Source organism: Burkholderia sp. AU33423 (genome assembly GCF_002223135.1).
Classification (GTDB): Bacteria; Pseudomonadota; Gammaproteobacteria; order Burkholderiales; family Burkholderiaceae; genus Burkholderia; species Burkholderia lata_D.
Window position 1 is genome coordinate 2,705,845 of sequence record NZ_NKFH01000007.1, and the last position, 25,586, is coordinate 2,731,430.

The 25,586-nt window shown below is 66.2% G+C and carries 30 protein-coding genes; 14 read left to right on the forward strand and 16 right to left on the reverse strand.

Annotated features, from left to right (window positions below; genetic code table 11):
* Positions 1 to 4 precede the first annotated feature (4 nt).
* Both CFB50_RS30665 and CFB50_RS30670 read right to left on the reverse strand, forming a co-directional pair.
* Positions 5 to 1,249: a sarcosine oxidase subunit beta family protein gene (locus CFB50_RS30665; RefSeq protein ID WP_006480591.1), complete on the reverse strand. Its 1,245-nt coding sequence runs from the start codon at positions 1,247 to 1,249 to the stop codon at positions 5 to 7.
* A 16-nt stretch (positions 1,250 to 1,265) separates the two neighbouring features.
* On the reverse strand, positions 1,266 to 2,651 hold the full coding sequence (locus CFB50_RS30670; RefSeq protein ID WP_043180619.1) for an L-serine ammonia-lyase: 1,386 nt from the start codon (positions 2,649 to 2,651) through the stop codon (positions 1,266 to 1,268).
* A gap of 290 nt (positions 2,652 to 2,941) precedes the next feature.
* On the opposite strand from CFB50_RS30670, the gene CFB50_RS30675 reads away from it, so the two are divergent.
* The 8 genes from CFB50_RS30675 (at position 2,942) to denD (ending at position 11,091) form a co-directional block, all read left to right on the forward strand.
* Positions 2,942 to 4,009 carry a GlxA family transcriptional regulator gene (locus tag CFB50_RS30675; RefSeq protein WP_089448459.1) on the forward strand — a complete coding sequence of 356 codons (1,068 nt, stop codon included), beginning with the start codon at positions 2,942 to 2,944 and terminating at the stop codon, positions 4,007 to 4,009.
* 189 nt (positions 4,010 to 4,198) lie between these two features.
* On the forward strand, positions 4,199 to 4,903 hold the full coding sequence (locus CFB50_RS30680) for a FadR/GntR family transcriptional regulator (RefSeq protein ID WP_089448273.1): 705 nt from the start codon (positions 4,199 to 4,201) through the stop codon (positions 4,901 to 4,903).
* 49 nt (positions 4,904 to 4,952) lie between these two features.
* The gene (ltnD, locus tag CFB50_RS30685; protein WP_006489132.1) at positions 4,953 to 5,843 is read left to right on the forward strand and encodes an L-threonate dehydrogenase; all 891 of its coding nucleotides are present in this window, start codon (positions 4,953 to 4,955) and stop codon (positions 5,841 to 5,843) included.
* Positions 5,844 to 5,862: 19 nt separating this feature from the next.
* The gene (gene otnK, locus CFB50_RS30690; protein ID WP_089448274.1) at positions 5,863 to 7,161 is read left to right on the forward strand and encodes a 3-oxo-tetronate kinase; all 1,299 of its coding nucleotides are present in this window, start codon (positions 5,863 to 5,865) and stop codon (positions 7,159 to 7,161) included.
* On the forward strand, positions 7,158 to 7,796 hold the full coding sequence (otnC, locus tag CFB50_RS30695; protein ID WP_089448275.1) for a 3-oxo-tetronate 4-phosphate decarboxylase: 639 nt from the start codon (positions 7,158 to 7,160) through the stop codon (positions 7,794 to 7,796). Before otnK ends, otnC begins: the two co-directional genes overlap by 4 nt.
* Positions 7,797 to 7,908: 112 nt before the next feature.
* Complete coding sequence (locus CFB50_RS30700; RefSeq protein WP_089448276.1) at positions 7,909 to 9,234, forward strand: MFS transporter; 1,326 nt, start codon at positions 7,909 to 7,911, stop codon at positions 9,232 to 9,234.
* 80 nt (positions 9,235 to 9,314) lie between these two features.
* Positions 9,315 to 10,091 (forward strand): 2-oxo-tetronate isomerase, encoded by a 777-nt coding sequence (gene otnI / locus CFB50_RS30705; RefSeq protein ID WP_089448277.1) that lies wholly within the window; start codon positions 9,315 to 9,317, stop codon positions 10,089 to 10,091.
* A gap of 28 nt (positions 10,092 to 10,119) precedes the next feature.
* Complete coding sequence (gene denD, locus CFB50_RS30710; protein ID WP_069252433.1) at positions 10,120 to 11,091, forward strand: D-erythronate dehydrogenase; 972 nt, start codon at positions 10,120 to 10,122, stop codon at positions 11,089 to 11,091.
* A 43-nt stretch (positions 11,092 to 11,134) separates the two neighbouring features.
* Here denD and CFB50_RS30715 read toward each other — a convergent pair whose 3' ends face one another.
* The 3 genes from CFB50_RS30715 to CFB50_RS30725 form a co-directional block, all read right to left on the reverse strand.
* Positions 11,135 to 12,223, reverse strand: a complete 1,089-nt coding sequence (locus CFB50_RS30715) for a lysylphosphatidylglycerol synthase domain-containing protein (protein ID WP_089448278.1) — start codon at positions 12,221 to 12,223, stop codon at positions 11,135 to 11,137.
* On the reverse strand, positions 12,220 to 13,389 hold the full coding sequence (hpnI, locus tag CFB50_RS30720; protein WP_089448279.1) for a bacteriohopanetetrol glucosamine biosynthesis glycosyltransferase HpnI: 1,170 nt from the start codon (positions 13,387 to 13,389) through the stop codon (positions 12,220 to 12,222). Before hpnI ends, CFB50_RS30715 begins: the two co-directional genes overlap by 4 nt.
* A 62-nt stretch (positions 13,390 to 13,451) precedes the next feature.
* Positions 13,452 to 13,802, reverse strand: coding sequence for a hypothetical protein (locus CFB50_RS30725; RefSeq protein ID WP_089448280.1), 351 nt, complete (start codon positions 13,800 to 13,802; stop codon positions 13,452 to 13,454).
* Between the two features lie 188 nt (positions 13,803 to 13,990).
* On the opposite strand from CFB50_RS30725, the gene CFB50_RS30730 reads away from it, so the two are divergent.
* Positions 13,991 to 14,518, forward strand: coding sequence for a cytochrome b (locus CFB50_RS30730; protein WP_089448281.1), 528 nt, complete (start codon positions 13,991 to 13,993; stop codon positions 14,516 to 14,518).
* Here CFB50_RS30730 and CFB50_RS39115 read toward each other — a convergent pair.
* The 3 genes from CFB50_RS39115 to CFB50_RS30740 form a co-directional block, all read right to left on the reverse strand.
* Complete coding sequence (locus tag CFB50_RS39115) at positions 14,488 to 14,718, reverse strand: hypothetical protein (RefSeq protein ID WP_144020719.1); 231 nt, start codon at positions 14,716 to 14,718, stop codon at positions 14,488 to 14,490. The two genes, CFB50_RS30730 and CFB50_RS39115, sit on opposite strands and share 31 nt — an antisense overlap.
* 66 nt (positions 14,719 to 14,784) lie before the next feature.
* Positions 14,785 to 15,060, reverse strand: a complete 276-nt coding sequence (locus CFB50_RS30735) for a DUF4148 domain-containing protein (RefSeq protein ID WP_089448460.1) — start codon at positions 15,058 to 15,060, stop codon at positions 14,785 to 14,787.
* Between the two features lie 80 nt (positions 15,061 to 15,140).
* The gene (locus CFB50_RS30740) at positions 15,141 to 15,485 is read right to left on the reverse strand and encodes a DUF4148 domain-containing protein (protein ID WP_089448282.1); all 345 of its coding nucleotides are present in this window, start codon (positions 15,483 to 15,485) and stop codon (positions 15,141 to 15,143) included.
* Between the two features lie 243 nt (positions 15,486 to 15,728).
* On the opposite strand from CFB50_RS30740, the gene CFB50_RS30745 reads away from it, so the two are divergent.
* Positions 15,729 to 16,418: an aspartyl/asparaginyl beta-hydroxylase domain-containing protein gene (locus CFB50_RS30745; RefSeq protein WP_069252439.1), complete on the forward strand. Its 690-nt coding sequence runs from the start codon at positions 15,729 to 15,731 to the stop codon at positions 16,416 to 16,418.
* Positions 16,419 to 16,443: 25 nt separating this feature from the next.
* Here the strand turns inward: CFB50_RS30745 and CFB50_RS30750 are convergent, their stop codons facing one another.
* Positions 16,444 to 17,400 carry a LysR substrate-binding domain-containing protein gene (locus tag CFB50_RS30750; RefSeq protein ID WP_089448283.1) on the reverse strand — a complete coding sequence of 319 codons (957 nt, stop codon included), beginning with the start codon at positions 17,398 to 17,400 and terminating at the stop codon, positions 16,444 to 16,446.
* Positions 17,401 to 17,480: 80 nt separating this feature from the next.
* On the opposite strand from CFB50_RS30750, the gene CFB50_RS30755 reads away from it, so the two are divergent.
* Positions 17,481 to 17,879, forward strand: coding sequence for a nuclear transport factor 2 family protein (locus CFB50_RS30755; protein WP_089448284.1), 399 nt, complete (start codon positions 17,481 to 17,483; stop codon positions 17,877 to 17,879).
* Positions 17,880 to 18,032: 153 nt separating this feature from the next.
* On the opposite strand, the gene CFB50_RS40275 is transcribed toward CFB50_RS30755, so the two are convergent.
* A complete protein-coding gene (locus tag CFB50_RS40275; RefSeq protein ID WP_256979347.1) occupies positions 18,033 to 18,170 on the reverse strand; it encodes an ASCH domain-containing protein in 138 nt (45 codons plus the stop codon).
* Positions 18,171 to 18,388: 218 nt separating this feature from the next.
* Between CFB50_RS40275 and CFB50_RS30765 the strand changes: the two genes are divergently transcribed.
* Entirely contained in the window at positions 18,389 to 18,658 is a 270-nt protein-coding gene (locus CFB50_RS30765) for a MoaD/ThiS family protein (RefSeq protein WP_043180651.1), read from the forward strand.
* A 67-nt stretch (positions 18,659 to 18,725) separates the two neighbouring features.
* On the forward strand, positions 18,726 to 19,874 hold the full coding sequence (locus CFB50_RS30770; RefSeq protein ID WP_089448285.1) for a WD40/YVTN/BNR-like repeat-containing protein: 1,149 nt from the start codon (positions 18,726 to 18,728) through the stop codon (positions 19,872 to 19,874).
* 54 nt (positions 19,875 to 19,928) lie between these two features.
* Here the strand turns inward: CFB50_RS30770 and CFB50_RS30775 are convergent, their stop codons facing one another.
* Complete coding sequence (locus tag CFB50_RS30775) at positions 19,929 to 20,858, reverse strand: LysR substrate-binding domain-containing protein (protein WP_089448286.1); 930 nt, start codon at positions 20,856 to 20,858, stop codon at positions 19,929 to 19,931.
* A 147-nt stretch (positions 20,859 to 21,005) separates the two neighbouring features.
* Between CFB50_RS30775 and CFB50_RS30780 the strand changes: the two genes are divergently transcribed.
* Positions 21,006 to 21,431: a PACE efflux transporter gene (locus CFB50_RS30780; protein WP_089448287.1), complete on the forward strand. Its 426-nt coding sequence runs from the start codon at positions 21,006 to 21,008 to the stop codon at positions 21,429 to 21,431.
* A gap of 63 nt (positions 21,432 to 21,494) precedes the next feature.
* Here CFB50_RS30780 and CFB50_RS30785 read toward each other — a convergent pair whose 3' ends face one another.
* The 5 genes from CFB50_RS30785 to CFB50_RS30805 all read right to left on the reverse strand — a co-directional run bounded on the left by CFB50_RS30785 (position 21,495) and on the right by CFB50_RS30805 (position 25,557).
* The gene (locus CFB50_RS30785; protein WP_089448288.1) at positions 21,495 to 21,947 is read right to left on the reverse strand and encodes an OmpA family protein; all 453 of its coding nucleotides are present in this window, start codon (positions 21,945 to 21,947) and stop codon (positions 21,495 to 21,497) included.
* Positions 21,907 to 22,566, reverse strand: a complete 660-nt coding sequence (locus tag CFB50_RS30790; RefSeq protein ID WP_089448289.1) for a M35 family metallo-endopeptidase — start codon at positions 22,564 to 22,566, stop codon at positions 21,907 to 21,909. Before CFB50_RS30790 ends, CFB50_RS30785 begins: the two co-directional genes overlap by 41 nt.
* On the reverse strand, positions 22,556 to 23,116 hold the full coding sequence (locus tag CFB50_RS30795) for a hypothetical protein (RefSeq protein ID WP_089448290.1): 561 nt from the start codon (positions 23,114 to 23,116) through the stop codon (positions 22,556 to 22,558). The genes CFB50_RS30790 and CFB50_RS30795 overlap by 11 nt, the downstream gene beginning before the upstream one ends.
* Positions 23,117 to 23,512: 396 nt before the next feature.
* Complete coding sequence (locus CFB50_RS30800; RefSeq protein WP_011354069.1) at positions 23,513 to 24,460, reverse strand: choline ABC transporter substrate-binding protein; 948 nt, start codon at positions 24,458 to 24,460, stop codon at positions 23,513 to 23,515.
* Positions 24,461 to 24,558: 98 nt separating this feature from the next.
* Complete coding sequence (locus tag CFB50_RS30805) at positions 24,559 to 25,557, reverse strand: GlxA family transcriptional regulator (RefSeq protein ID WP_011354068.1); 999 nt, start codon at positions 25,555 to 25,557, stop codon at positions 24,559 to 24,561.
* Positions 25,558 to 25,586: the final 29 nt, after the last annotated feature.

A 25,586-nucleotide genomic window follows, 5' to 3' on the forward strand; every position in this document is an offset into this window, starting at 1 on the left:
GCGGTTAGTGCGCGACGGCGGCGGCGCCGTGCTCGTCGATCAGGTGGCCCGTGTAGAAACGGTCGAGCGCGAACGGCGCGTTCAGCGGATGCGGTTCGTCGCGGGCGATCGTGTGCGCGAACACCCAGCCCGAGCCGGGCGTCGCCTTGAAGCCGCCGGTACCCCAGCCGCAGTTGAAATAGAGGCCCTTCACGTCGGTCTTGGTGATGATCGGGCACGCGTCCGGCGACACGTCGACGATGCCGCCCCACTGGCGGTTCATCCGCACGCGCGAGAACACCGGGAACATCTCGACGATCGCCTGCAGCGTGCTTTCGATGATGTGGAAGCTGCCGCGCTGGCCGAAGCCCGTGTACTGGTCGATGCCGGCGCCGATCACGAGATCGCCCTTGTCGGACTGGCTGATGTACGCGTGCACCGCGTTCGACATGATCACCGAGTTGACGACCGGCTTGATCGGCTCGGACACCAGCGCCTGCAGCGGATGGCTTTCGATCGGCAGGCGCACGCCGGCCATGTCGGCGAGCGTCGTCGTGTTGCCGGCGGCGACCACCGCAACCTTCTTCGCCTTGATGAAACCCTTCACCGTATCGACGCCGACCACCGCGCCGCCTTCGCGGCGAATGCCCGTCACCTGGCAGTTCTGGATGATGTCGACACCCGCGCGGTCCGCGCCGCGTGCGAAGCCCCAGGCCACCGCATCGTGACGCGCCACGCCCGCGCGGCGCTGGATCGACGCGCCGAGCACCGGGTAGCGGCTGTTCAGGTTGATGGTCGGCTCGATTTCCTTGATCTGCGCGGGCGTCAGGAATTCGGCGTCGACGCCGTTCAGCCGGTTCGCGTTCACACGGCGCTCGGTGTCACGCACGTCCTGCAGCGTGTGGGCCAGGTTCATCACGCCGCGCTGGCTGAACATCACGTTGTAGTTCAGGTCCTGCGACAGCCCTTCCCACAGCTTCATCGCCTTTTCGTACAGCGCGGCCGATTCGTCCCACAAATAGTTCGAGCGGACGATCGTCGTGTTGCGCGCGGTGTTGCCGCCGCCGATCCAGCCTTTCTCGAGGATCGCGACGTTCGTGATCCCGTGCTCTTTCGCGAGGTAATACGCGGTCGCGAGGCCGTGGCCGCCGCCGCCGACGATCACGACGTCGTATTCCTTCTTCGGTTCCGGGCTCTTCCACTGCTTTTCCCAGTTCTCGTGATACGAGAGGCCGTTGCGGAACAGGCTGAATATCGAGTAGCGGCTCATGTGAGTGATCCTTCGTTTAGCATTCGATGACGTTCACGGCCAGACCGCCGCGCGACGTTTCCTTGTATTTCGTCTTCATGTCCGCGCCCGTCTCGCGCATCGTCTTGATGACCGAATCGAGCGATACGTAGTGCTGGCCGTTACCCTTGAGCGCCATGCGCGACGCGTTCAGCGCCTTGATCGCGCCCATCGCGTTGCGCTCGATGCACGGGATCTGCACGAGCCCGCCGACCGGGTCGCAGGTCATCCCGAGGTTGTGCTCCATGCCGATCTCGGCGGCGTTCTCGACCTGGTCGGGCGTGCCGCCCATCACCGCGGCGAGCGCGGCGGCGGCCATCGAGCACGCGACGCCCACCTCGCCCTGGCACCCCACTTCCGCGCCGGAAATCGACGCGGTTTCCTTGTAGATGATCCCGATCGCCGCGGCCGTCATCAGGAATTCGACGATGCCGGCTTCGTTCGAGCCCGGCACGAACTTCACGTAGTAGTGCAGCACCGCGGGAATCACGCCGGCCGCGCCGTTGGTCGGCGCGGTGACGACACGGCCGCCCGCCGCGTTCTCCTCGTTGACGGCCATCGCATACAGGTTGACCCAGTCGAGCATCGACAGCGGGTCGCGCAGCGACTCTTCCGAGCGCTCGCGCAGGCGGGCGTTCAGCTCGGCCGCGCGGCGCTTCACGCGCATCGGGCCCGGCAGGTCGCCCTCGACCTTGCAGCCGCGCTCGACGCAGGCGGCCATCGTGCGCCAGATCGCGAGCAGCCCGGCGCGCACTTCGTCGGCGGGACGCAGCGCGCATTCGTTGCGCATCATCAGCTCGGCGATCGACAGCCCGTGCTCGCGGCACTGGCGCATCAGGTCGTCGCCGGTGCGGAACGGATACGGCACCTCGACCGCTGCGCGCACGCCGTTCACGCGATCGCCGTCGCGGTTCACGACGAAGCCGCCGCCGACCGAGTAATACTCTTTCTCGACGAGCAGCTGGCCGTGCTCGTCGAAGGCCTGGAAGCGCATCCCGTTCGGGTGCACGATGCTCGTGCCGCTCATCAGCTTGCGATAGAAGCCGATGTGCTCCTTTTCCTCGAAGCGGACGGTCTGCTTGCCGAGCAGCGACAGCGATTTCTCCGCGCGGATCGCGGCAAGCCGCGGCTCGATCAGGTCCGGATCGATCGTGTCGGGCAGGTGGCCCTCGAGACCGAGCAGCACGGCCTTGTCGGTGCCGTGGCCCTTGCCGGTCGCGCCGAGCGAGCCGTATAGTTCGACCCGCACGCGGCGCACGAAACCGAGCAGGTTCGCGTCCTCCACGTGCGACGCGAAGCGGCACGCGGCGATCATCGGGCCGACCGTATGCGAACTGGACGGGCCGATGCCGATCTTGAACAGGTCGAAGACGCTGACGTTCATCTGGCTTCCTCTGGGTGGGACACACGTGAAATGACGTTGGCGCCAGTACATCAAAGCGTAAAATCGGCCGATAGAACAAAAACGGCATCGGCGTGGGATAGCGCCGCCAAGCGCCACGTCGGCAGGCCCGAAAGTGCGTTTTGGCGATGGTTCGCGACGGAAAACCACAAGTCGTGCCGGAACCGATCAGCGACGCTGGCTGCATCCGCCCCGCCCGACCGCCGTACCCGCATGCCCCGTATCAACAGACTGAGTGAGACCGCCCGCCCGGCGTGAAGAGATTGGCCGCGATGACAACCGACGTACCCGCTTCCCCCCTCGCAGAACCCGCGCCGCGGCGTATCCGCTTCGGCATCGTGCTGCTGCCGAACTTCACGCTGACGGCCTTCTCCGGCTTCGTCGACATGCTGCGGCTGTCGGCGGACGACGGCGACTACAGCAAGCCCGTGCGCTGCGCGTGGAGCGTGATCGGCGAGACCCTCGCGCCGGTGCGCGCGAGTTGCGGGATCCAGATCACGCCGTGGGAAACGTTCGACGCGTCCGAGCCGTTCGACTATGTGGTGGTGGTGGGCGGGCTGCTGCATTCGGGGCCGCAGGCGGGCCCCGAGACACTCGACTTCATCCGCCGCGCGGCGGCAGGCGGCGCGACGGTCGTCGGCATCTGCACCGGCGTGTTCACGCTGATGCGTGCCGGCGTGCTCGACGGCTACCGCACCTGCGTGAGCTGGTTCCACTACTGGGATTTCATCGAGCGCTTTCCGTCCGCCGATCCCGACCTGCTGATCGCCGACCGCCTGTTCGTGATCGACCGGCGCCGGATCACCTGCTCGGGCGGCCGCGCGTCGATCGACGTCGCCGCCGCGATCCTGCTGCGCCACTTCGATCACGCGACCGTGCAGAAGGCGCTGCGCATCCTGCTGGTCGGCGAGATGCAGAAAGGCAACGCGCCGCAGCCGCATCCGCCGGGCCTCGAGCCGGCGACGCACCCGAAGGTCAAGCGCGCGATTCTCCTGATGGAACAGCATGTCGGGCGCGCGCTGTCGCTCGACGAGCTCGCGAGCAAGCTCGATTTGTCGACGCGGCAGCTCGAGCGGCTGTTCAAGGCGGAAACGGGCAAGAGCCCGCAGGCGTTCGCGAAGCAGGTTCGGCTGCGCACGGCCGCGTGGCTGCTGACCAGCTCCGACCGCACGGTGGCCGATATCGCGTCGAGCTGCGGATTCGCCGATGCGTCGCACCTCGGGCGCGAATTCCGCAAGCAGTTCGGCGTGCCGCCGGCGACTTATCGGGAGCGTGGCGGGGAAGTGGCGGAAGCCGGCGCGGCAATCGCGGCGGACCCCGTCGAGGACATCGCCGACTGACGGCGACGGGCCCCCGCCCCTTTACCAACCGATCGCGACACGACACTCGAACGCATCGATTTCGACTCAATTGGAACCGGTTCCAATCAATTTAGCCGACGTTACCCTCCGTTAACCGAGGGTTATCCCGGATGCTGACGCACCTTCAAATTTGTATGATGACCACATAACCTTACAAACCAGAGCACCATGTTCGAGAAAATTCCCGCCCGTGCGATGAGCGACCATGTCGCGCAGCAACTGCTCAAGCAGATCGAAGTCGGCAGTTTCTCCGCCACCGGCAAGCTGCCGACGGAGGCCGTGCTCGCGCAGGAATTCGGCGTGAGCCGCACGGTGATTCGCGAGGCGATCTCGCGGCTGAAGAACGAAGGCGTGGTCGAGCCGCGCCAGGGCAGCGGCGTGTACGTGAACCAGCACGGCGCGATCCGGCCGCTGCGGATCGACTATGCGGAGGCCGTCGAAGCCACGTCGCTGCCGCACCTGCTCGCGGTGCGCCGCGCGATCGAGGCCGAGGTCGCGGCCGAAGCCGCGCTGAACCACACCGATGAAGACATGGCCGACATCGACGATGCGCTGCGCAAGATCGACGACGCGGTGGCCGAAGGGCGCGATGGCGTCCCGGAAGACGTCGCGTTCCACCGCACGATTGCGGCCGTCACCGGCAACCCGTATTTCCTGAAGACGCTGCAGTTCCTGAACCAGTACCTCGAAGCCGGCGTGAAGGTCACGCGGCGCAACGAAGCGACGCGTGAGGACTTCTCGCGCCAGGTGCGCGAGGAACACGCAGCGATCGCCGACGCGATCCGCGCGCGCGACCCGATGGCCGCACGCAACGCGGCGCGCACGCACATGTACAACGCCGCGCGCCGCCTCGCGGAAGCCGGTATCTGCTGAACCCGGCGGCCGCCGCGCCGCCCCTCTTCCGAATCGATCAAGGTTGACCATGTCACGAAATGTTGGAGTCATCGGCCTGGGCGCGATGGGCCTCGGCGTCGCCCGCTCGCTGCTGCGCGCCGGCCTGCGCGTGCACGCATGCGACGTGCGCGACACCGTGCTGCAGGCGTTCGCCGCCGAAGGCGGCATCGCCTGCGCGACGCCGGCCGAACTCGGCGCGCAGTGCGACGTCGTCGTCACGCTCGTCGTCAATGCCGCGCAGACCGAAACGGTGCTGTTCGGCGAGCACGGCGCGGTCGCGGCGATGAAGCCGGGCGGCGTCGTGATCGCAAGCGCGACCGTCGCGCCGGAATTCGCGGTCGCGCTCGGCGCGCGCATCGAGGCGGCCGGCCTGCAGATGCTCGATGCGCCGGTATCCGGCGGCGCCGCGCGCGCGGCCTCCGGCGAGATGACGATGATGACGTCGGGCCCGGCCGCCGCCTATGCGGGCTGCGAGGACGTGCTCGCCGCGATCGCCGGCAAGGTCTATCGCCTCGGCGACGCGCACGGCATCGGCTCGAAGGTGAAGATCATCAACCAGCTGCTGGCCGGCGTGCACATCGCGGCAGCGGCCGAGGCGATGGCGCTCGGCCTGCGCGAAGGCGTCGATGCGGACGCGCTGTACGACGTGATCACGCACAGCGCCGGCAATTCGTGGATGTTCGAGAACCGCGTGCCGCACATCCTGAACGGCGACTACACGCCGCTGTCGGCCGTCGACATCTTCGTGAAGGATCTCGGCCTCGTGCTCGATACCGCGCGCCGCAGCAAGTTCCCGCTGCCGCTGTCGGCGACCGCACACCAGATGTTCATGAGCGCGTCGAGCGCCGGCCACGGCGGCGAGGACGATTCCGCCGTGATCAAGACATTCCCCGGCATCACGCTGCCGCCCGCCCGCTGATTCGAACGACGCTTCTGCCATGACCGCTTCCGCTTCCCGTCCCCTGCTCGGCTGCATCGCCGACGATTTCACCGGCGCGACCGATCTCGCGAACATGCTCGTGAAGAGCGGCATGCGCACCGTGCAGACGATCGGCGTGCCCGCCGACGGCGCCGCAGACACCACGCTCGACGCCGACGCGATCGTCGTCGCGCTGAAGTCGCGCACGATCCCTGCCGCCGACGCCATCGCGCAATCGCTCGCCGCATACGAATGGCTGCGCGCGCAAGGCTGCCGGCAGTTCTTCTTCAAGTACTGCTCGACGTTCGATTCGACCGACGCAGGCAACATCGGGCCCGTCGCCGATGCACTGCTCGATGCGGCCGGCGGCGGCTTCACGATCGCGTGCCCGGCGTTCCCCGAGAACGGCCGCACGATCTATCGCGGCCACCTGTTCGTCGGCGATGTGCTGCTGAACGAATCGGGGATGGAGAATCATCCGCTCACGCCGATGAAGGACGCGAACCTCGTACGCGTGCTGCAACGGCAGACGAAGTCGCCGGTCGGCCTGATCCGCTACGACACGATCGCGCTGGGCGCGGCCGCCGTGCGCACGCGGATCGAGCAACTGCGCGCGGAAGGCGCGCGCTTCGCGATCGCCGACGCGCTGTCGGATCGCGACCTCTACGTGCTCGGCGAAGCCTGCGCGGGCCTGCCGCTCGTCACCGGCGGCTCGGGCATCGCGCTCGGCCTGCCCGCGAATTTCCGCCGCGCGGAGCAACTGCCCGAGCGCGACAACGCGGCGTCGCTGCCGCGCATCGAAGGGCTTTCGACCGTGCTTGCCGGCAGCGCGTCGAAGGCCACCAATGCGCAGGTCGCCGCATGGCGCGCCACGCGGCCGAGCTTCCGCATCGATCCGCTCGCGGCATCGCGCGGCGAGCCCGTCGTCGAGCAAGCACTCACCTTTGCGCGCTCGCACCTGCCGCAGCCGGTGCTGATCTATGCAACGGCCACGCCCGACGAAGTGAAGGCCGTGCAGCAGGCGCTCGGCGTCGACGCGGCCGGGCATCTCGTCGAAGCCACGCTCGCGGCGATCGCGCGCGGCCTGCGTGATCTCGGCGTGCGCAAGTTCGTCGTCGCGGGCGGCGAGACGTCCGGCGCAGTCGTGCAGGCGCTCGACGTGAAGTCGCTGCAAATCGGCGCGCAGATCGATCCGGGCGTGCCGGCAACGGCCACCATCGACGCGCAGCCGCTCGGCCTCGCGCTGAAGTCCGGCAACTTCGGCACCACGGACTTTTTCGACAAGGCGCTGCGCGCGCTGGACGGAGCCGCACGATGAACGACGAAGCGAAACTGCGCGAAGAGATCTGCGTGGTCGGCGCGAGCCTGTATGCGCGCGGCCACGCGGTCGGCAGCGCCGGCAACATCAGCGCGCGCCTGCCCGACGGCTGGTTGATCACGCCGACCGATGCGTGCCTCGGCCGGCTCGATCCGAACGACATCGCGAAGGTCGGCCTCGACGGCCAGCCCGTATCGGGCGGCAAGCCGTCGAAGACGCTCGCGCTGCATCGCGGCATCTACGCGCGCAATGCCGAAGCGAACGGCGTCGTCCACACGCATTCGACGCATCTCGTCGCGCTGACGCTCGCGGGCGTGTGGCGCGACACCGACGTGCTGCCGCCGATCACGCCGTACTACGTGATGAAGGTCGGCCACATTCCGCTGATCCGCTACCGCCGCCCCGGCGATCCGGGCGTCGCGGCCGAAGTCGCGGCGCTCGCCGGCCAGGTGCGCGGCGTGCTGCTCGATCGCCTCGGCCCCGTGATGTGGGGACCGTCGGTGTCGCATGCGTCGTATGCGCTCGAAGAGCTCGAGGAGACGGCGCGGCTGTGGCTGATGACGCACCCGAAACCCGAGCCGCTCGACGACGCCGCGCTCGACGAACTACGTGCCAGCTTCGGCGCGCGCTGGTAGCGACGCGCCACGCAACGATTCCCATGCCCGCCGTGTGCGCGGGCCCTTCCGTCAGCACACACACGACCGGCGACGTACGCGCCGCCGGCACACGACATCATTGGAGACGACGATGACTGCTCTCGACGCGGCCGCTGGCCGCTCGCCCGCCTCGCCCGCCCATGCCGCGGAACTCGACCGCACCTACAAGAAAGTGTTCTGGCGCATCGTGCCGTTCCTGATGCTCTGCTACGTGGTCGCGTATCTCGACCGCGTGAACGTCGGCTTCGCGAAACTGCAGATGTCGCAGGATCTCGCGTTCAGCGAAACGGTGTTCGGGCTCGGCGCCGGGATTTTCTTCCTGGGCTATTTTCTGTTCGAACTGCCAAGCAACCTGCTGATGCATCGCATCGGCGCACGCATCTGGATCGCACGGATCATGATCACGTGGGGCCTGCTGTCCGCGCTGTTCGCGTTCGTGCAGACCCCGACGCAGTTCTACGTGCTGCGCTTCCTGCTCGGCCTCGCGGAAGCCGGCTTCTATCCCGGCGTGATCCTGTACCTCACGTACTGGTTCCCGTCGCATCGCCGCGCGAAGATCATCGCGGTGTTCATGTCCGCGATCCCCGTGTCGGGCATCTTCGGCAACCCGCTGTCGGGCTGGATCATGGAACGCTTCCACGGCGGCTCGGGCTTCCACGGCTGGCAATGGATGTTCATGATCGAAGCCGTGCCGGCCGTGCTCGTCGGCATCGCGACGATCCTGTATCTCGACAACAGCATCCGCAGCGCGAAGTGGCTCGACGAGCGCGAGAAGCAGCTGCTGGAGGACGAGATCGCCGCGCAGCCGCAGGAACAGCAGAAGCACGGCCATTCGCTGAAGGCCGTGTTCGCGGACCCGCGCATGTGGTGGATGTCGCTGATCTACTTCGCGTTCGTCACGGGCCAGTACGGGCTCACATTCTGGATGCCGACACTCGTCAAGTCGACCGGCATCACCGATACGCTGCAGATCGGCCTGCTGTCGGCCATTCCGTTCCTCGTCGCGATCGTCGTGATGAACCTGTTCGGCCACAGCGCAGACAAGCGCCGCGAACGCCGCTGGCACCTGATCGTGCCGGCGCTGATGGGCGCGCTCGGGTTTGCGGTCGCCGCGTCGTACTCGCACAATACGGCGGTGTCGATCGTGTTCCTGTCGCTCGCGGCGGGCGGCGTGTTGACCTGCGCCCCGCTGTTCTGGTCGCTGCCGACCGCGTTCCTCGCGGGCTCCGCGGCCGCGGCCGGGATCGCGATCATCAACTCGGTCGGCAACCTCGCCGGGTTCGCGAGCCCGTACGTGATCGGCTACCTGAAGGACGTCACGCACAGCACGGCGTCCGGCATGTACGTGCTCGCCGCGATGCTCGTGATCGGCGCGATCGCCGTGTGGCTCACGCCCGCGAAACTCGTGAACCGCTGATCCGCCAAACGAACGATCCGGCCGCCATTCGACGCGGGGCGCCCTGCGCCCCGCCCCGTTCATTCACAGGACCCGCTGCCATGCCACGCTTCGCCGCCAACCTCTCGATGATGTACACCGAGCACGCGTTCCTCGAACGCTTCGCCGCTGCCTCGTACGACGGCTTCAAGGCCGTCGAGTACCTGTTCCCGTACGACTTCGCCGCCGAGGACATCCGTGCGCGGCTCGACGCGCACAACCTCGAGCAGGCGCTGTTCAACGCGCCGCCTGGCAACTGGGCCGCCGGCGAGCGCGGGATCGCGTCACTGCCGGGCCGCGAGGACGAGTTCCGGCGCGGCATCGACCAGGCGCTCGACTATGCGCGCGTGCTCGGCAACAGGAAGCTGCACGTGATGGCCGGCATGGTGCCGCCGGGCGCCGACCGCGCACGCCATCGCGACACCTACCTCGCGAACCTGCGGCATGCGGCGCAGGCCGCCTTCGCGCGCGGCATCACGATCCTGATCGAGCCGATCAACCAGCGCGACATGCCCGGCTATTTCCTGAGCCGCCAGGACGATGCGCACGAGATCTGCGCGGAAGTCGGCGCGCCGAACCTGAAGGTGCAGTTCGACTGCTACCACTGCCAGATCGTCGAAGGCGATCTCGCGATGAAGCTCAAGCGCGATTTCGCGGGCATCGGCCATATCCAGATCGCGGGCGTGCCCGAGCGCCACGAGCCGGATATCGGCGAACTCAACTACCCGTATCTGTTCGCGCTGATCGACGCGCTCGGCTACGACGGCTGGATCGGCTGCGAATACCGCCCGAAGGCCGGCACGTCGGAAGGGCTCGGCTGGCTCAAGCCGTACCTGTAATTCCAGCATTCTTCTGAGGGTAAAGAACATGAAAGTACTGATCACCGGCGGCGCCGGCTTTCTCGGCCAGCGTCTCGCGCGTAAGCTGCTCGAGCGCGGTGAACTCACCGGCCCCGACGGCCGCAGCGAGAAGATCGACGAGCTGGTGCTGCTCGACGTCGTCGCAGGCAGCGATTTCGGCGATGCGCGCGTGACGTCGATCGTCGGCGACATCGCCGACCGCGCGGTGCTCGACCGCGCGATCGACACGCAGACGGGCGCGATCTTCCACCTCGCGGCGATCGTCAGCGGGCAGGCCGAAGCCGATTTCGATCTCGGCATGCGGATCAACCTCGACGCGTCGCGCACGCTGCTCGAAGTGTGCCGCGCGCGTGGCCATCGGCCGCGCGTCGTGTTCACGAGCTCCGTCGCGGTTTATGGCGGCACGCTGCCCGACGTCGTGCAGGACGACACCGCGCTGAACCCGCAATCGTCGTACGGCGCCGAGAAGGCGATCGCCGAACTGCTGCTGTGCGACTACGCGCGGCGCGGCTTCGTCGACGGCCGCGTGCTGCGGCTGCCGACGATCAGCGTACGGCCGGGCCGCCCGAATGCGGCTGCGTCGTCGTTCGCGAGCGGCATCATCCGCGAACCGCTGAACGGCGAGGAAAGCGTGTGCCCGGTGCCGGGTTCGACGCGGCTGTGGCTGCTGTCGCCGCGCGGCGCGATCGAAGCGCTCGTCGCGGGCTGCGAGATCGACAGCGCGAAGCTCGGCAACAAACGGGTGATCAATCTGCCCGGCCTGTCGGTGTCGGTCGACGAAATGATCGCGGCGCTGCGCGAAGTCGCGGGTGACGAAGTCGTGAAGCTGATCCGCCATGTGCCGGACGAGCGCGTCGAGAAGATCGTCGGCAGCTGGCCGGGCCGTTGGGATACGTCGCGCGCGGAAGCGCTCGGGCTGAAGGGCGATACGTCGTTCGCGGACGTGATCCGCAGCCATCTCGCCGACGAACGACGCTGATTCCCGCGCCGCCGGCCGCGCAGGCACCGGCGCCCCGGCCGCATCAACGCGGCCGGGCGGATTCCCCGATGGGCAGCGGCGCGTTTTTCGTTCCGCCCGACCGGTTCGCCGAACCGGCCGCCCACTGCCACGCCAGCAGGCCCGGCAGATAGAACAGCAGGTCGCGCACCCGGCGGGCGCCGGCCAGCGCGAGACAGGTCGGCGGGTCGAACCCGAGCAGCCCGCCGATCAGCACGAACCCGCCTTCCTGCACACCGAGCCCGCCCGGCATCAGGAACGCGATGCTGCTCACCAGCTGGATCAGCGCCTCGATCGCGAGCGCCTGCGCGAACGTCGGCTCCGCGCCGAGAAAATACAGCGCGAGCCAGATTTCCAGTGCATAGCCGACGAACTGCAGCGTCTGCCAGATCACGAGATAGCGCACGACGATGCCAGTCTTTCTCCAGATCATCCGGATCGACTGATCGGTGCGCGCCGATTCGCCGACCAGCGCCACCACCTTGCCGCTCGTGACGCGATTGAGCACGCGCATCGCGCGCTCGAACGGCCGCGCATGCTGCACCAGCGCGAACAGCAGCAGCACCGGCACCAGCGCGGCCATGCCGATCGCGAGGTTGCCGGCCACCCGCGCGGTATCGGACGACACATGCTCGAGCACGTAGCCGATCGCGACCAGCGCGAACACGAGCTGGCTGATCAGCGTCAGCTGCATGTCGGCGACGAGGCTGGCGACGGCGGTCGCCGGTCGCACGCCCGCCTGCCGCAGCAGGCCGAACGACACGATCTCGCCGCCGATCCGCGCGACCGGCAACAACCCGTTGATCGATTCACGGATCCACACGAGCTTCAGCATCGCCGCGAACGACGGACGGCGCGGGCCGCGGATCAGCATCCGCCAGTCCCACGCATTCGCGAGCATCGGCAGGATGTGCGCCAGGGCCGCGAGCAACAGCCCGGCCCCGGCGATCTGCAGGCGATGCAGGATGTCCAGCGGATGCTCACGCCAGATCAGCCACACGGCGAGCGCCAGCCCGCCCAGCGCCGCCACCTGCCCCACGTGGCGCAGCCGTGCGTCGCCCCGCGCGGCGTTGCGCTCCGCGGCATCGGCAGCGGGGTTCGTTTGGGTCGTCATGATTCGCTCGCGGGCGACAGCAGGCCTTCCCGGTCGACACGAAAACGCGTGCCGCGCCACACGACATGCGACGAGAAGAAGCTCGACACGAACACGAAGAACTGCAGGAGATCGACGAACGGCAGCCAGAGCGCGCCGCGCAGGCCCGCGCCGGTCGCCCGGCTCGTTTTCAGCATCAGCAGCGCCCGCGCGGCCAGCGCCGCGACCGCCAGCCCGCACGCGACGGCCGTGCCGTCGGAGAACAGCAGCGCCAGCAGCGCGAGCGGCACCGGGTGCATCAGCACCGAGCCGGCGTGACCGAGCCGGTCCGCCGCGCGGATCGTGCAGCTCCAGCGCAATTCGTGTGCGTACAGCTTCGCGAACGTCTCCTCGACGCAGGCATGCCCGACGACGAACGGCGGAATGACGACCTGCGCGCCCACCTGCCGCACCGCCTCGCCCAGCGCATGATCCTCGGCCAGGTGATGCGCGAAACGCGTGAGCCCGCCGATGCGTTCGAGCGTCGCGCGCGTGATCGCAATCGTCTGGCCGAAGCATGGCCGTGCGCGCCCGATGAAGAGTCCGGTGATCACGCCCGGCAGGAAATGGTAGTTCGTCATCGCGACGGCGACACCGGGCCAGAAGCCCGGCGACGCGATGCCGCGATACACGCTCGTCACGATGCCGACATCCGGCTGCTGCAGCGCGCCGACGACCGCGCGCAAATAATCGCGCTCGACCAGCACGTCGCTGTCGGCGAGACAGAGCACCGAATACTCCGCGTGTTCGAGCATGTTCACGAGATTGGCGATCTTGCGGTTCGGCCCGTAGAGCCGCGCATCGGCGACGACCTTGATGTTCGCGTCAGGATAGCGCGCGCGCAGCGCCTCGACGGCCACGAGCGCCTTGTCGTTCGCATCGTGCACGCCGAACAGGTGCTGGACCGGCCCCGGATAATTCTGCACGAAGAAGCTTTCGAGATGCTGTACGAGTTGCCACTCGTCGCCGTGCAGCGGCTTCGCGACGGTGACGCCCGGATAATCGCGCGGCTCGGCCGCCGCCCGGGAAAAGAACCGGCCCACCAGCACGCTGGCCGTGATCGTGTAGGCAATGCCCAGTAAGCCGCCCAGCCCGCAGACGATCGACATTGCCTCAACCAGCGCGCGCAGCACATGCAGCAAAACCATGCTTCTCCCCAGTGGTGACCCGTACGACCACGACACCCGGGAGCCGCCGCGCGCACGCGGGTTCACCCGTGCGCGCCGCCGTATCGATTCCCGTGGAGCCGGATGTGAAGGACGACCAAGCGACGATACGCGCAATCAGATGACACAACTACCGTGCGGCGATCGATTCCTGTCACGCGCACGTAGCCGCAGGCGAGCGCGGCCCGGAACGCGACGTCGGCAAGCTTGCGGGCCGAAAGGATCGCGGTGGCAACCGCGATGACGACCCAGATACGAAACGTCATCGTGGTGAAAAATGCTTCGGGTACGCGCCATGCAAGCAACGACACCAGCACGAAGCACTGAATGAACATGCCGGCCAGCGCGGCGATCAGCAGGTGGGCACGCCATCGCTCGATCGTCGAAGATGCCATGGTGAAAGACTCTCCCGTGCGGACGACCGGTATCGATCTGAAAGATTCGAAAGGTCGCGTGGATCAGGATCAGGAAAAGAGAAGGTCCAGCGGAGAACGATTGTGGCGACGCCTGCTTAACGTTTCGTTAAGAAACCGAACGTAGAATCCACCGACCGATATCGTCCCCGTCGTCCGCAGGAGTCTCCATGTCCATGCCCGCCCGATATGACACCGTTGCGCGCTTGCTTCACTGGCTGATCGTCGCGCTGGTCATCGCGCAATATGCGATCGGCTGGACGATGCCCGACGTGCATCGCGACACGCAGCCCGTTGGCCTGATCGCCGCGCACCTCCTCGTGGGAACCGCGCTGCTCGCGGCGATGGCTTGCCGCGTGCTGTGGCGCGCAACGCATCGCCCGCCCGCGAGTGACCTGCCGCCCGCGATGCGCGCACTGTCGGGCGCGACGCATTTCGCGCTCTATGCGCTGCTGATCGCGGTGCCGCTGCTCGGCTGGATCAACGCGTCGTCGCGCGCATGGAGCGTGACGTTGCTCGGGATCGTGCCGTTGCCCGCGCTGTCGGCGGCCGGCTCCGGATTCGGCCACGCGATGGGCGACGTGCACGGCATCCTCGCCTGGGCGCTGTTCGTCGCCATTTGCCTGCACGTGGCAGCCGCGCTCGCGCACCGCTTCGTGCTGCGCGATCAGGTCATGCAGCGCATGATGCCCTGGTGATCGCCATGCCGGCGGCACCGCATGCCATCGCGTGCATGAGCCGGATTGCCGCCGATACCGATACCGCCTTCGTTCCGGTTCATCGCACGACCGACCAGCCGCTCATCGCACGCGGCCGATGAGATGATCGCGCCGCCGCGCGAAGCGGCGCGCGATGACCGGCAGCGCGGCCGGCGCCCTTCTGCCGCGTCGAGCGGCACGAAGGGCTGCCGTACTGCCGTGCCGCGAACACGATGGCCTGAAGTCACACAAGACCATGTCGACACCTAGTTGCTCGTCTGCGCCGGCATACCGGAGGCCGGTGCGCGCGCGGCGGCAGCCGCCATCCGGGCCCGGTCCTGCTCGGCAAGCTTCGCTTCCGCCGCCTGGATGTCCGCCGGATACTCCCCTTCGTCTCCCTTCGCCGGGTCGTACCCGGCTGCTTCCAGACGCATCAATTCGTCGCGAACCTGGGCACGCGTGAGCGGCGCGGCCGATTGCGCGAAGGCCGACTGAGCAACGATCGCTCCGACCATCGTCAGTACTGCGATATATGTTTTCATCATGAACTCCTTCAATGTTCCGTATCGATCAACCGTGTCGAATACCTTGAATGCCTGACCTGCGAACGCAGGCGGCTGCGTCAGCTTCCGAAATAGATCGCGCAGAAGCTCGCGGGGCCGACGCATGCGGTGGAACCCCGGCGCGGCGACATCGTCGCCGGCTTGCCCGCTTCGGATGACGCGGCCGGATCGCTGCCGACCGCCGTGCTGGCCTGATGCTCCGGCATCTGTTCCACCTGCCGCTGGAACAGCGGGCTCGCATCCGGATACGACGTATCGGTCACGAAGCGCAGCCCGTTGTTTTCGGCGTCGATCAGTTCCTGCCTGACCTGCGCGCGCGTCAGCTCCTGTGCCGACGCTTGCGTCGCGATACCCGCGAGAGAAATTGCCGCCACCGCGGCGGCCACCAGCCAATGCGTGTTCATGTTCCACTCCTTGAGAAGTCCACGAGACGACGTGCTACACCCGTATGACGACGGAGCGCGTGCATTTATTCCCGCGCGTCGCGCAACTCGGATCACGCGGCCTCTCCGGCGCCTGGAGCGCCCGGAATGCACATTCATGAAACTGTCATTCTTTCGTCAGCCGGCGTAACCTGACGTAACGCAGCGCCCGCCGCGCTTCGGGCAGACTGACGTCACCCCTTACGGATCGCCGATCGATCGACCATGTCCGTCGCTTACGACTATGCAGCCGGCTTGCTGCGCACGCTGTACGACCGCCATATCGACGGCGGCGCGGTGCTCGATCCGGCCGCGTTTCCCGACGCCGAGCGTTTCGTTCGTGCATGGACCGACATCCAGGCAGAGGCATTCGCCGTGGCGCGCGACATGCCGCGCATCCCGCGCTTTCACGAGATCATGCGCGAGCAGTACGACATCTCGGCCAACGATGCACGCGACTGGCGGATGTTCATCATGCAGGCGTACGGCCAGCCGTTCCCGCGCAACCTGTCGCGCTGCCCGACCGTCGCATCGATCGTCGCGGCATCGCCGGACGTGCTATCGGCATCGTTGTCGTTTCTCGCACCCGGCAAGCACATTCCACCGCATCGCGGGCCGTTTCGCGGCATCCTGCGCGGCTATCTCGTGCTGTCGATGCCGAAGCGCGCGGACGGCACGCCGGCCGCCGTGCTGAAGGTCGACGGCCACGAATACCGGCTCGAGGAAGGACGTTTCCTGCTGTGGGACGACACCTTCATGCACGAGGTGTGGAACGACAGTGACGCGGTGCGGATCGTGCTGCTGCTCGATATCCGCCGGCGCGGGATGCCGCGCCTGCTCACGTGGCTGTCGAATGCGGTAATCGGTGTCGTGCGGATCGGGATCAGGATTCGCGGGCGATCGATTCCGGTTTAGCGCGTGTGAGCGGCGCGACCTCCTGTCACGCCATGCGCGGTGAATCGTCCTGTGCCAGCTCCGTCAGGATCGACGTCAGCGCGCGAATCTTGGGCTGCATCGCACGCGGCGACGGGTACACGAGAAAATAGCCGAGACCGTTGTCCACGAGGTCGCCAAAGGGGGCAACCAGCGATCCGGCCGCGAGCCGGTCCCGGGCCATGCGCGGGTCACCGATCGCCACGCCGTGCCCCTGCTCGGCGGCGGTGAGCGTCAATTCGAGCGTGTCCAGTATGAGCCCGGATTCAGGGTCGACCTGCGTCGCGCCGACGGCAGCGAGCCAGCAGCGCCACTCTTCGTGCCCGTGGGCGGGATGAAGCAACGTGGCCTGCGCAAGATCGGCGATCGATCTCAATGAAGCGGCCAGCGTGCCGGTGCACATCGGTGTCAGCCGCTCTGCAAAGAGCGGAACCGACACCATTCCGGCCCAGTGCCCGGCGCCTCGTACGACGATCGCGTCGACGTCGGTTCCGGCGAAATCCGGCGTGTCGTCCGCCGACGTCTGGATACGCAGTTCGGTCCGCGGGAGTGCGCGATTGATCGCCGGAAGACGCGGCAGCAGCCAGCGGATCGCGAAGGTCGACGGCAAACGCAACGTGAGAACCGGCGCGACGCCGCAATGCGCCTCCGCGTGGCGTGCCAGTTGCGTCAGGACGTCGACCGCCACCGCCAACAACGCACCGCCTTCCGCGGTCAGCGTCAGCCCCGACGCATGACGCACGAACAGTGCGCACCCGTAATGCACTTCCAGTTGCTGCACCTGACGGCTCACCGCACCCTGGGTCCGGCACAGATGATCGGCAGCCCGGCTGAAGCTGCCGAGTTCGGCCGCGGCAACGAAGGCCTGGAACGCCGTCAACGGCGGCAGGGCTCGCGTGAGTTCGGCAAGCGGGTATGCACGGGCCGCATGCCCGGGTTGCGGATTTTTCGATTGTTCGGACATCGGTGCATCGCTATCTTGGTTGCGCCGGACCCGCATCACCTGTCGCGGCCCGGCTTGTCAACAACCAGCGGAGAAAGAGAATGGTCCCATCGTCGAAGGCACTATACACGCGGCAGGTCGACACCTACCTGAAGGCGCTCGAGCGCGGCGACGTCGCCTCGATCTGTGCGCAGTTCACGCCGGATGCACGGATTTTTTCTCCGTTTCTCGGCTGGATGCAGCCGAAACCGTTCTTCGAAAAGGTCGTTGCGGCATCCGGACAAAGTCGGATCACGACGATCGACATCTGTGTCAGTGCGACCGGCGCGCGACGTGCAACCGGTTACTTCGTGTACGACTGGGGGCTGAAGGACGGCTCGGCGGTGCAGTTCGAATGTGTCGACGTGTTCGAATTCGACGACAGCGGACTCGTCGAGCGCATGGTCATCGTCTACGACACGCATCCTGTCAGGGCGGCGGTGGGCGACAAGTACGCGTAGTACGACTGCACGATATCTGCCCGGCAAACCTCACCAATGGCTCCGTCGTTCCCGGGTGCGGGAGTCAGGATGCATGACGCCGCGGGGTCTCCAGAGCATAGACCCCTCGTTTCGCCACGCATCGGAATGGCGGATCGATCGCCCGCACGTTCGTCAGTTCCCAACACGCAACGGGATGGTCGGCGGCGCCCACGACCGGATTTCGACCTGCTTCCGGCCCGCAACGATATCGTCGACGGCGGGTTGGACGATCGACAGCGCGAATCGCGGCATGGCAAGGGTTTCCTTCATCGGTAAATGGAGAGCGGGCGGCCGTCGACCGGCATGGCAGCCGAACCCGGCATGCGATGACGATCCGGGCAGGATTGTTGCCGAATCGCCTGAACGTGTCGACCGGGACGGACCGGACACGCCGGCACCGCGCGACTACGCGACGCCACCTTTCCGCCCCCAAAGGATCGCCTAAACTACAGACCGTCCCCTCCGCACGGCTCCTGCCAGCCACCGCCATGGCGCACCTCTTCTTCGCCGCCTCGATCCAGCGGCATATCGAAACGCCCGAGCGCGAAATCGACGCCCACTCGGTCGGCGAAGCATTCGACACCGTTTTCGGCGAGCAGCCGCGGCTGCGCGGCTACATCCTCGACGACCAGGGTGCGCTGCGCAAACATCTGTCGGTATTCATCGACGGCCAGCCGATACGCGACCGGCAACACCTGTCCGATGTGCTCGGCGATGCCAGCCGGGTCTATGTCGTGCAGGCGCTGACGGGCGGATAAGGGGACATATGCACCAGCACCGACCGCGCACCCCGACGTCAGGCCGGGCCCTCAGGAGACATCGCACATGAACGATCGACTGCTCGTCGCCACCCGCAAGGGCCTGTTCGTCCTGCAGGCCGACGGCCACGGCGGCTGGACGCTCGGTGAGCCGCACTTCGCCGGCGAGCCGGTCAGCATGGCGCTCGCCGACCCGCGCGACGGCACGCTGTACGCCGCGCTGAACCTGGGCCATTTCGGCGTCAAGCTGCACCGCCGGCGCGCAGGCGCCACCGACTGGGAGGAATGCGCGGTTCCCGTCTATCCGCCGCAGCCCACCGACGCCCCACCCGCCAGCGCCAGCGTGAATGCCGGCACCGGCGACGACGACGACGCGCCATCCGGGCCGCCGCAGCCGCCATGGACGCTCCAGCAGATCTGGTCGCTCGAAGCCGGCGGCGCCGACGAGCCGGGCGTGCTGTGGGCCGGCACGATTCCCGGCGGCTTGTTCCGCTCCGACGACGGCGGCAGCTCCTGGGTGCTCAACCGGGCACTGTGGGATCGCCCGGAGCGCGCCGAATGGGGCGGCGGCGGATACGACGCACCGGGCATCCATTCGGTGATGGTCGATCCGCGCGACAGCCGGCACGTGGCGATCGGCGTCTCGTGCGGCGGCGTCTGGCAGACCACCGACGGCGGCGCGACCTGGCGCGTGACCGCCGATGGCATGGAAGCCGACTACATGCCGCCCGAGCGGCGCGGCGAACCGAACATGCAGGACCCGCACCGCGTCGTGCAGTGCGCGGCCAACCCGGACGTGCTGTGGACGCAGCATCACTGCGCGATCTTCCGCTCGACCGACGGCGCCGAGCACTGGCGGCGCATCGAGGCGCAACCTTCGAGCTTCGGTTTCGCGGTAGCCGTGCACCCGCACGAACCGGACACCGCGTGGTTCGTGCCGGCCGTGAAGGACGCGTGCCGGATTCCGGTGAACGGCAGGTTCGTCGTCACGCGCACGCGCGACGGCGGGCGCAGTTTCGAGCAATTCGCGAACGGGCTGCCGAGTGCGCCGGCGTACGACCTCGTGTATCGGCACGGGCTCGCGATCGATGACACCGGCACGCGCCTCGCGATGGGATCGACCACCGGCGGGTTATGGACGTCCGCTGATGGCGGCGAAAACTGGCAGTTGGTGTCTGCGCATTTGCCGCCGGTTTATTGCGTCAGGTTCGCGTGATGGTGTGCGAGCGGGTCGGTTCGCATACGGCTCGCGCGGTCCGCACGGCCCGCTTTACCGCTCAATGCCCGCCCCCATCCGCCCCACCGCCTCCCGCGTCAGCACAATCTCCGCCTCGAGCCAGTCGAGAAACGACCTGACCTGCGGCTCGCGCTCCCGCCCGGGCCGGCACAGCGCGACAAAACGCGCGCCCTCGATCCGCACCGACGGCTCGATCGGCGTCAATGCCCCATGCGTGACATGCTCGGCAGCCAGCACGGAGCTGAGCAACGCGATGCCCTGCCCGTGCAGCACCGCCTGCAACGCGTAATGCTCGTCGTCGTAGTGGCGAAACACCGCGCGCTCGAGCCACGCTTCGCGGCCAGCCGCGCGACACCACGACGCCCAGTCGACCGACACCGGCAGCGGCGTATCCCACACGGTCTCGATCAGGTCGAGCGGTTCGTCCGTCCGATGCGCGTCGAACCCGGCGGCTGCATACGCACCGAAATACTCGTCGATCAGCGCAATCTCGTGCAGCGCCGGAAACGTGCGCGACGTCGCGCGAATCGCGAGGTCGATCCGCGCATCGCGTTCGAGATCCGCAAGCGTGTTGCCGGTTTCAACCTTGATGTGCAGTTGCGGATCGATGCGACGAAACCGGCCGAGGCGCGGAATCAGCCACATCGCGGCGAACGCGGGCGTGGTGGTCAGCACGAGCGTGCGCTCGCCGGTCGTTTCGGGCCGCACCGCGTCGAGCCCGCGGCTCAATGCGAGCAGTGCATCGTGACTCGCGCGAAACAGGCGTTCGCCTTCGTCCGTGAGCCGCACGCCGCTCGCACCGCGCTCGAACAGCAGCACGCCGAGCCGGCTTTCGAGCGACTTGATCTGGTGCGACACGGCGGCCGGTGTCACGGACAGTTCGTCCGCGGCAGCCTTGAACGCGCCGAGCCGTGCCGACGACTCGAATACACGCAATGCGGTCAGGGGGATTTTCGAGAACACGGGGCCTCGCGGGCCGGATCGGGCCGGGTTGAATTCAATTGAGTCGGGGTGAGATTAGGTGAATTGAAGCGGGCGTGCAACGCGAATAGCCTTGCGGGACGTCGCGGCACGGTGCCGCGTCGAGTGACGTCCAACCGGAGCAACAACGTGCAAGGCCTACCGCGCAGGATCACGCAGGCGGTGCTCTACGAAGCGATCGCGATTTCCTGCATCTCGCCCGCGATCGCGGCGATCTTCAAGCAGGACCTCGTCTATTCGGGCGCGCTGTCGGCGACGATGTCGGCGATCGCGATGCTGTGGAACATGATCTTCAACGCGCTGTTCGAGCGCTGGGAAGCGTCGCGCCGTCAGCCATCACGCACGCTCGGGCGGCGGATCCTGCACGCGACCGGATTCGAAGGCGGGCTGATCTTCATCCTGGTGCCGGTCGTGGCGGGATGGCTCGACATCTCGTGGCTCGACGCGCTCGTCGTCGACATCGGGCTGTTCGCGTTCTTCTTCTGTTACGCGTTCGTGTTCCAGTGGGCATTCGATCGGGTGTTCGACGTGCCGGCGGCGACGAAGGGGTCGTGAGTGACGCTGCTGCTATTGCAAGGCGCCGGCCGGGATACACCCCGCCCGGCGTCACGAGGCGCATTACTTATTGACGCAACAGTTGTCGGGGCAGCCAGGGAGCAATGTTATCTCAGCGCGTTTCGCATTTTCATCGTCCTGAACGCTCATGCGCTCATAAACGTAACTATGAACTGCGTAGCGCTCCTGATTCAGCCCGAGATGCACCAACAACTGCCGGGCGGACTCGGCGCGTCTGGCAGACAGCTCTTCAGGATCGGTTTCCACAGGCTCGGCTACGCCGCTCACCCCTACGCCTTCGCGAATCGGAAACTGCAACAACATTTTCGATACCCAATCTTCCAGCTTCTTCGCCTGCTCTTCGCTCACCGTTGCAGCGTTCTGCTCGAACATCAGATCGAAGTTTTGCCCTGGCAAATTCCCGGACCCATCGCAAGCATACGAGTTTTCCCCCACAAACAGTAAGACTGCGGCGCTAATCCAGCCAGATAACATATGCCGAAATACTGTCTGCATTTTTTATCGCCATTTCCGGGTTACTTTGCCCCCACTCAGGGAGAAATCGCGTGATTCCGTACTTTGGATCGCCCGCCCCAAACGTATCCTCGAAGTGAGTACACTCGTGGATAATAGTCGACAACTTCGAGGTAGCCGCACGGCTTCGATCGCGAATCGTACAAAATTCCTCGTGGATGCTTATTGTGTGTGTTTCAGTGTCGGGACCACATACGTGCGCTACAGTGCCGACGTTCTTGTTGGTCGGCAAGCATCCCAAAGACCGATCCAGATCGGGATGGGCCCTCAGAAAATTCCCGGGGCCGAGTGATCGCATGACGGCAAGAGTAGCCGTCAATCCAGTGGTAAGACTATGACGAATCTCTTGGTCATTCGCGCCAAACCACGTCCAGACACGTCTACGTTCCTCAGGTGCCCATTCGGCCAATCTATTGAGCCGCTCCTTCACCAGATCGGCTCCTTCATCACGAAGTTGCATCATCAGTTTTCTAAATTCCGCGTCGGTCATGGTCGAGCAGATTGGCGGGCCGTTGAGCGTCAGAAAAACTTTCAGCTTCGAGCCCGGCGTGGTGTTCGTTACCGCAGATTCGTGGACGCAAACGTATTCGTTACAGGACATCGCTATTGCCCTCCACGACCTCGAGCCTAAGTTTCTCGGCGTGACGCGTTGTTACTCGTTGGGTATTTCCCTCGAAATCCGTGACACCACTGACGATCTGACCTGATGCCGTGTATATGCGGTACCGAACACGCGCGAGCGGTCGACCGCTCTGCTCATCGCACAAGACATACTGCTCACCATGCTCAGCGTCGGTTGTCCGTGCAGAATCCGTGTGGTTTCGGATCTGCCCGGTCAACGCCGCCGCTTGTTCAGCCGTAAATCGCATCATCATGCCGCGCTGGGCAAAGAACACCGGCTGTGGATTGCAACCACAGACGTTGACGTCGCCGCTCAGCGCCCAAGGTTTGCCGTTCGGCCCGGTTCCCGGCCACCGCGGCCCTTTCGGAGCAATAAAGCCCTTCCGTCCACACGCCGTGCAGTAGGTCTGCATATCCAGTGTCGCGATATGCACGCGCGGGGGCGGATTGGAACAGGTGACGGTCGGCAGGCCTTCCGTGATTGTCGCGCTGCCACCTCGATCACCTTGAGCAAGAAAATAGCGGATCATGCGCCATCCCCCCGCGCGCCGCGTGTGACGGCAAGCTCCGCGACCGTCCATTCTCTATTGGTAGCGTCACCGCGCCAGTTGCTCTCGAGATGCGAGTCGACAACGGCAAACCAATGCGCGGGCAACTTCTGCGTATGCGGCATCCTGATTCCCCTTCGTGAAATTGGTGCGATTAACCAACACCAAAATGCGCGATTCCGAAAGGGTTTTCAATAATACGAGTACGAAATTCGTATAACTAATTTTTCTTATACTCGTATCATTCAAAGACCACACAACCAAGACGCTTGGTAGGCGTACAAAAAACCCCCGAACCCAGATAACAACTCTGTCGTTCGGGGGCGCAGGACCACCGTCAAACCATAGGCTCAAGCGGAAAAAGCCAACACACCTCGCTCAATGCACGCCGAGATAAGCCTTCACCGCCGGCAGGCCCGGCTTGCCGTCGAGCGTCGTCACACCCGCGAGCCACTTGTCGAGCGCCTGCGGGTTCGCCTTCAGCCACTCGGCCGCCGCCTTGTTCGGATCTTCCTTGTTCATGATCGGCATCATCACGTGGTTCTCGATCGACGTCGTGAACTGCAGGTTCGACACGAACTTCGCGACGTTCGGGCAGCGCTGCGCGTAGTCGGGCGGCGTCGCCGTCAGCACCTTCGCTTCGCCGTAGTTCGGGCCGAACACGTCGTCGCCACCGGTCAGGTAGTCGATCTTCATCTGCACGTTCATCGGATGCGGTTCCCAGCCGAGGAACACGATCCACTGCTTGTCGCGGATCGCGCGATTCACCTCGACCAGCATCCCGGCCTCGCTCGACTCGACCATCTTGAACTTGCCGAGGCCGAACTGGTTGCCGTCGATCATCTTCTTGATCAGCAGGTTGCCGTCGTTGCCCGGTTCGATCCCGTAGATCTTGCCGTTCAGCTTGTCCGCGTACTTCTGAATATCCGCGAACGACTTCAGGCCGCCCTGGTACACGTAGTCGGGCACCGCGAGCGTGTATTTCGCGCCGGTCAGGTTCGGCGTCGAAAGCACCTTGATCTGGCCGGCCTTCGTGAACGGCTGGATGATCGGGTCCATCGTCGGCGACCAGTAGCCGAGGAACACGTCGATCTGCTTGCTCTTGATGCCGGCGAACGTGATCGGCACCGATGCGATCGTCTTCGTCGGGCTGTAGCCGAGCCCCTGCAGCATCGTCGACGCGAGGCCCGTGGTCGCCGCGATGTCGGACCAGCCGACGTCCGCGAAGCGCACGTTCTTGCACACGGGCGGATCGGCCGCATACACGGCCGACATCGGCGCGGTTATCCCGATCCCGCACACCGCTGCGATCAATAGGCGCTTCATCTTGCTTCTCCTCAAAGTGATGTCGTTTGCTTGAATCCGGGATCGTTTATTGAAGCCGCGCGCCGCGATCCCGGCGGCGTCGCGGACCAGAGGTTCGGTCAGCGCCCGGGCAACCGGCGCTCATAGCTCGGCGCGTGGCCGAACTGCGCACGGTAGGCCTTGCTGAAATGGCACGGCGAATGAAAACCGCAGACCGTCGTCACGCGTGCGATCGACGCGTCGGTCGTGCGCAACAGGTCGCGTGCGCGCTTCAGGCGCAGCGTCAGGTAATAGTGGGTCGGCGACACGTTCAGGTACACCTTGAACATGCGCTGCAGGTGCCGCTGCGACAGCCGCACGAGCCGCGCGAGCTCCTCGAGCGACAGCGGCTCCTCGATGTTCGCCTCCATCAGCCGCACGACCTCGATCAGCTCCGCGCGCGAGAAGCCGACGCGCGCATCGACCGGAATCGGCTGCGTGTCCGTCGAGCTGCGGATGCGCTCCAGGATGAACTGCTCGGATACCTGCGCGGCCAGCTGCTGGCCGAAGCGCATGCCGACGAGGTTCAGCATCAGGTCGAGCGGCGCGGTGCCGCCGGTGCAGGTCAGCCGGTCGCGGTCGACGACGAACAGTTCGTCCGCAAAACCCACTTGCGGAAACTCGGCATGCAGCGCGGACAGGTTCTCCCAGTGCACGGTGCAGCGATAGCCGTCGAGCAGCCCGCTCGACATCAGCGCATACGCGCCCGTGCAGATGCCGCCGAGCGGCAGACCACGTTCGGCGAGCGCCGCGAGCGTATCGCGCGCACCCTCGTCGACCACGTCGCGGATGCGGATGCCGCCGCACACGATCATCACGTCGGGCAGGTTCGTATAGTCGAGCGCCTGCGTGGGCCGTACCGCGATGCCGTTGCTGGCGTGCACCGGACTGCCGTCGAGCGAATAGATCGACCACTGGTAGTGATCGGCGCGCCCGACGTAGTTCGCCATCCGAAGCACTTCGACGGCGCTCGAAAACGCGATCATCGAAAAGTTCGGCAGCGTCAGGAAGCCGAAATGGGCGAGAGATGAAACCGGTGAAACGCAGGCTGCGGGCGCGACAGCGACGGCGGACGTCACATCGGTCTCCTGGCGAGGAGGTTGCAGGG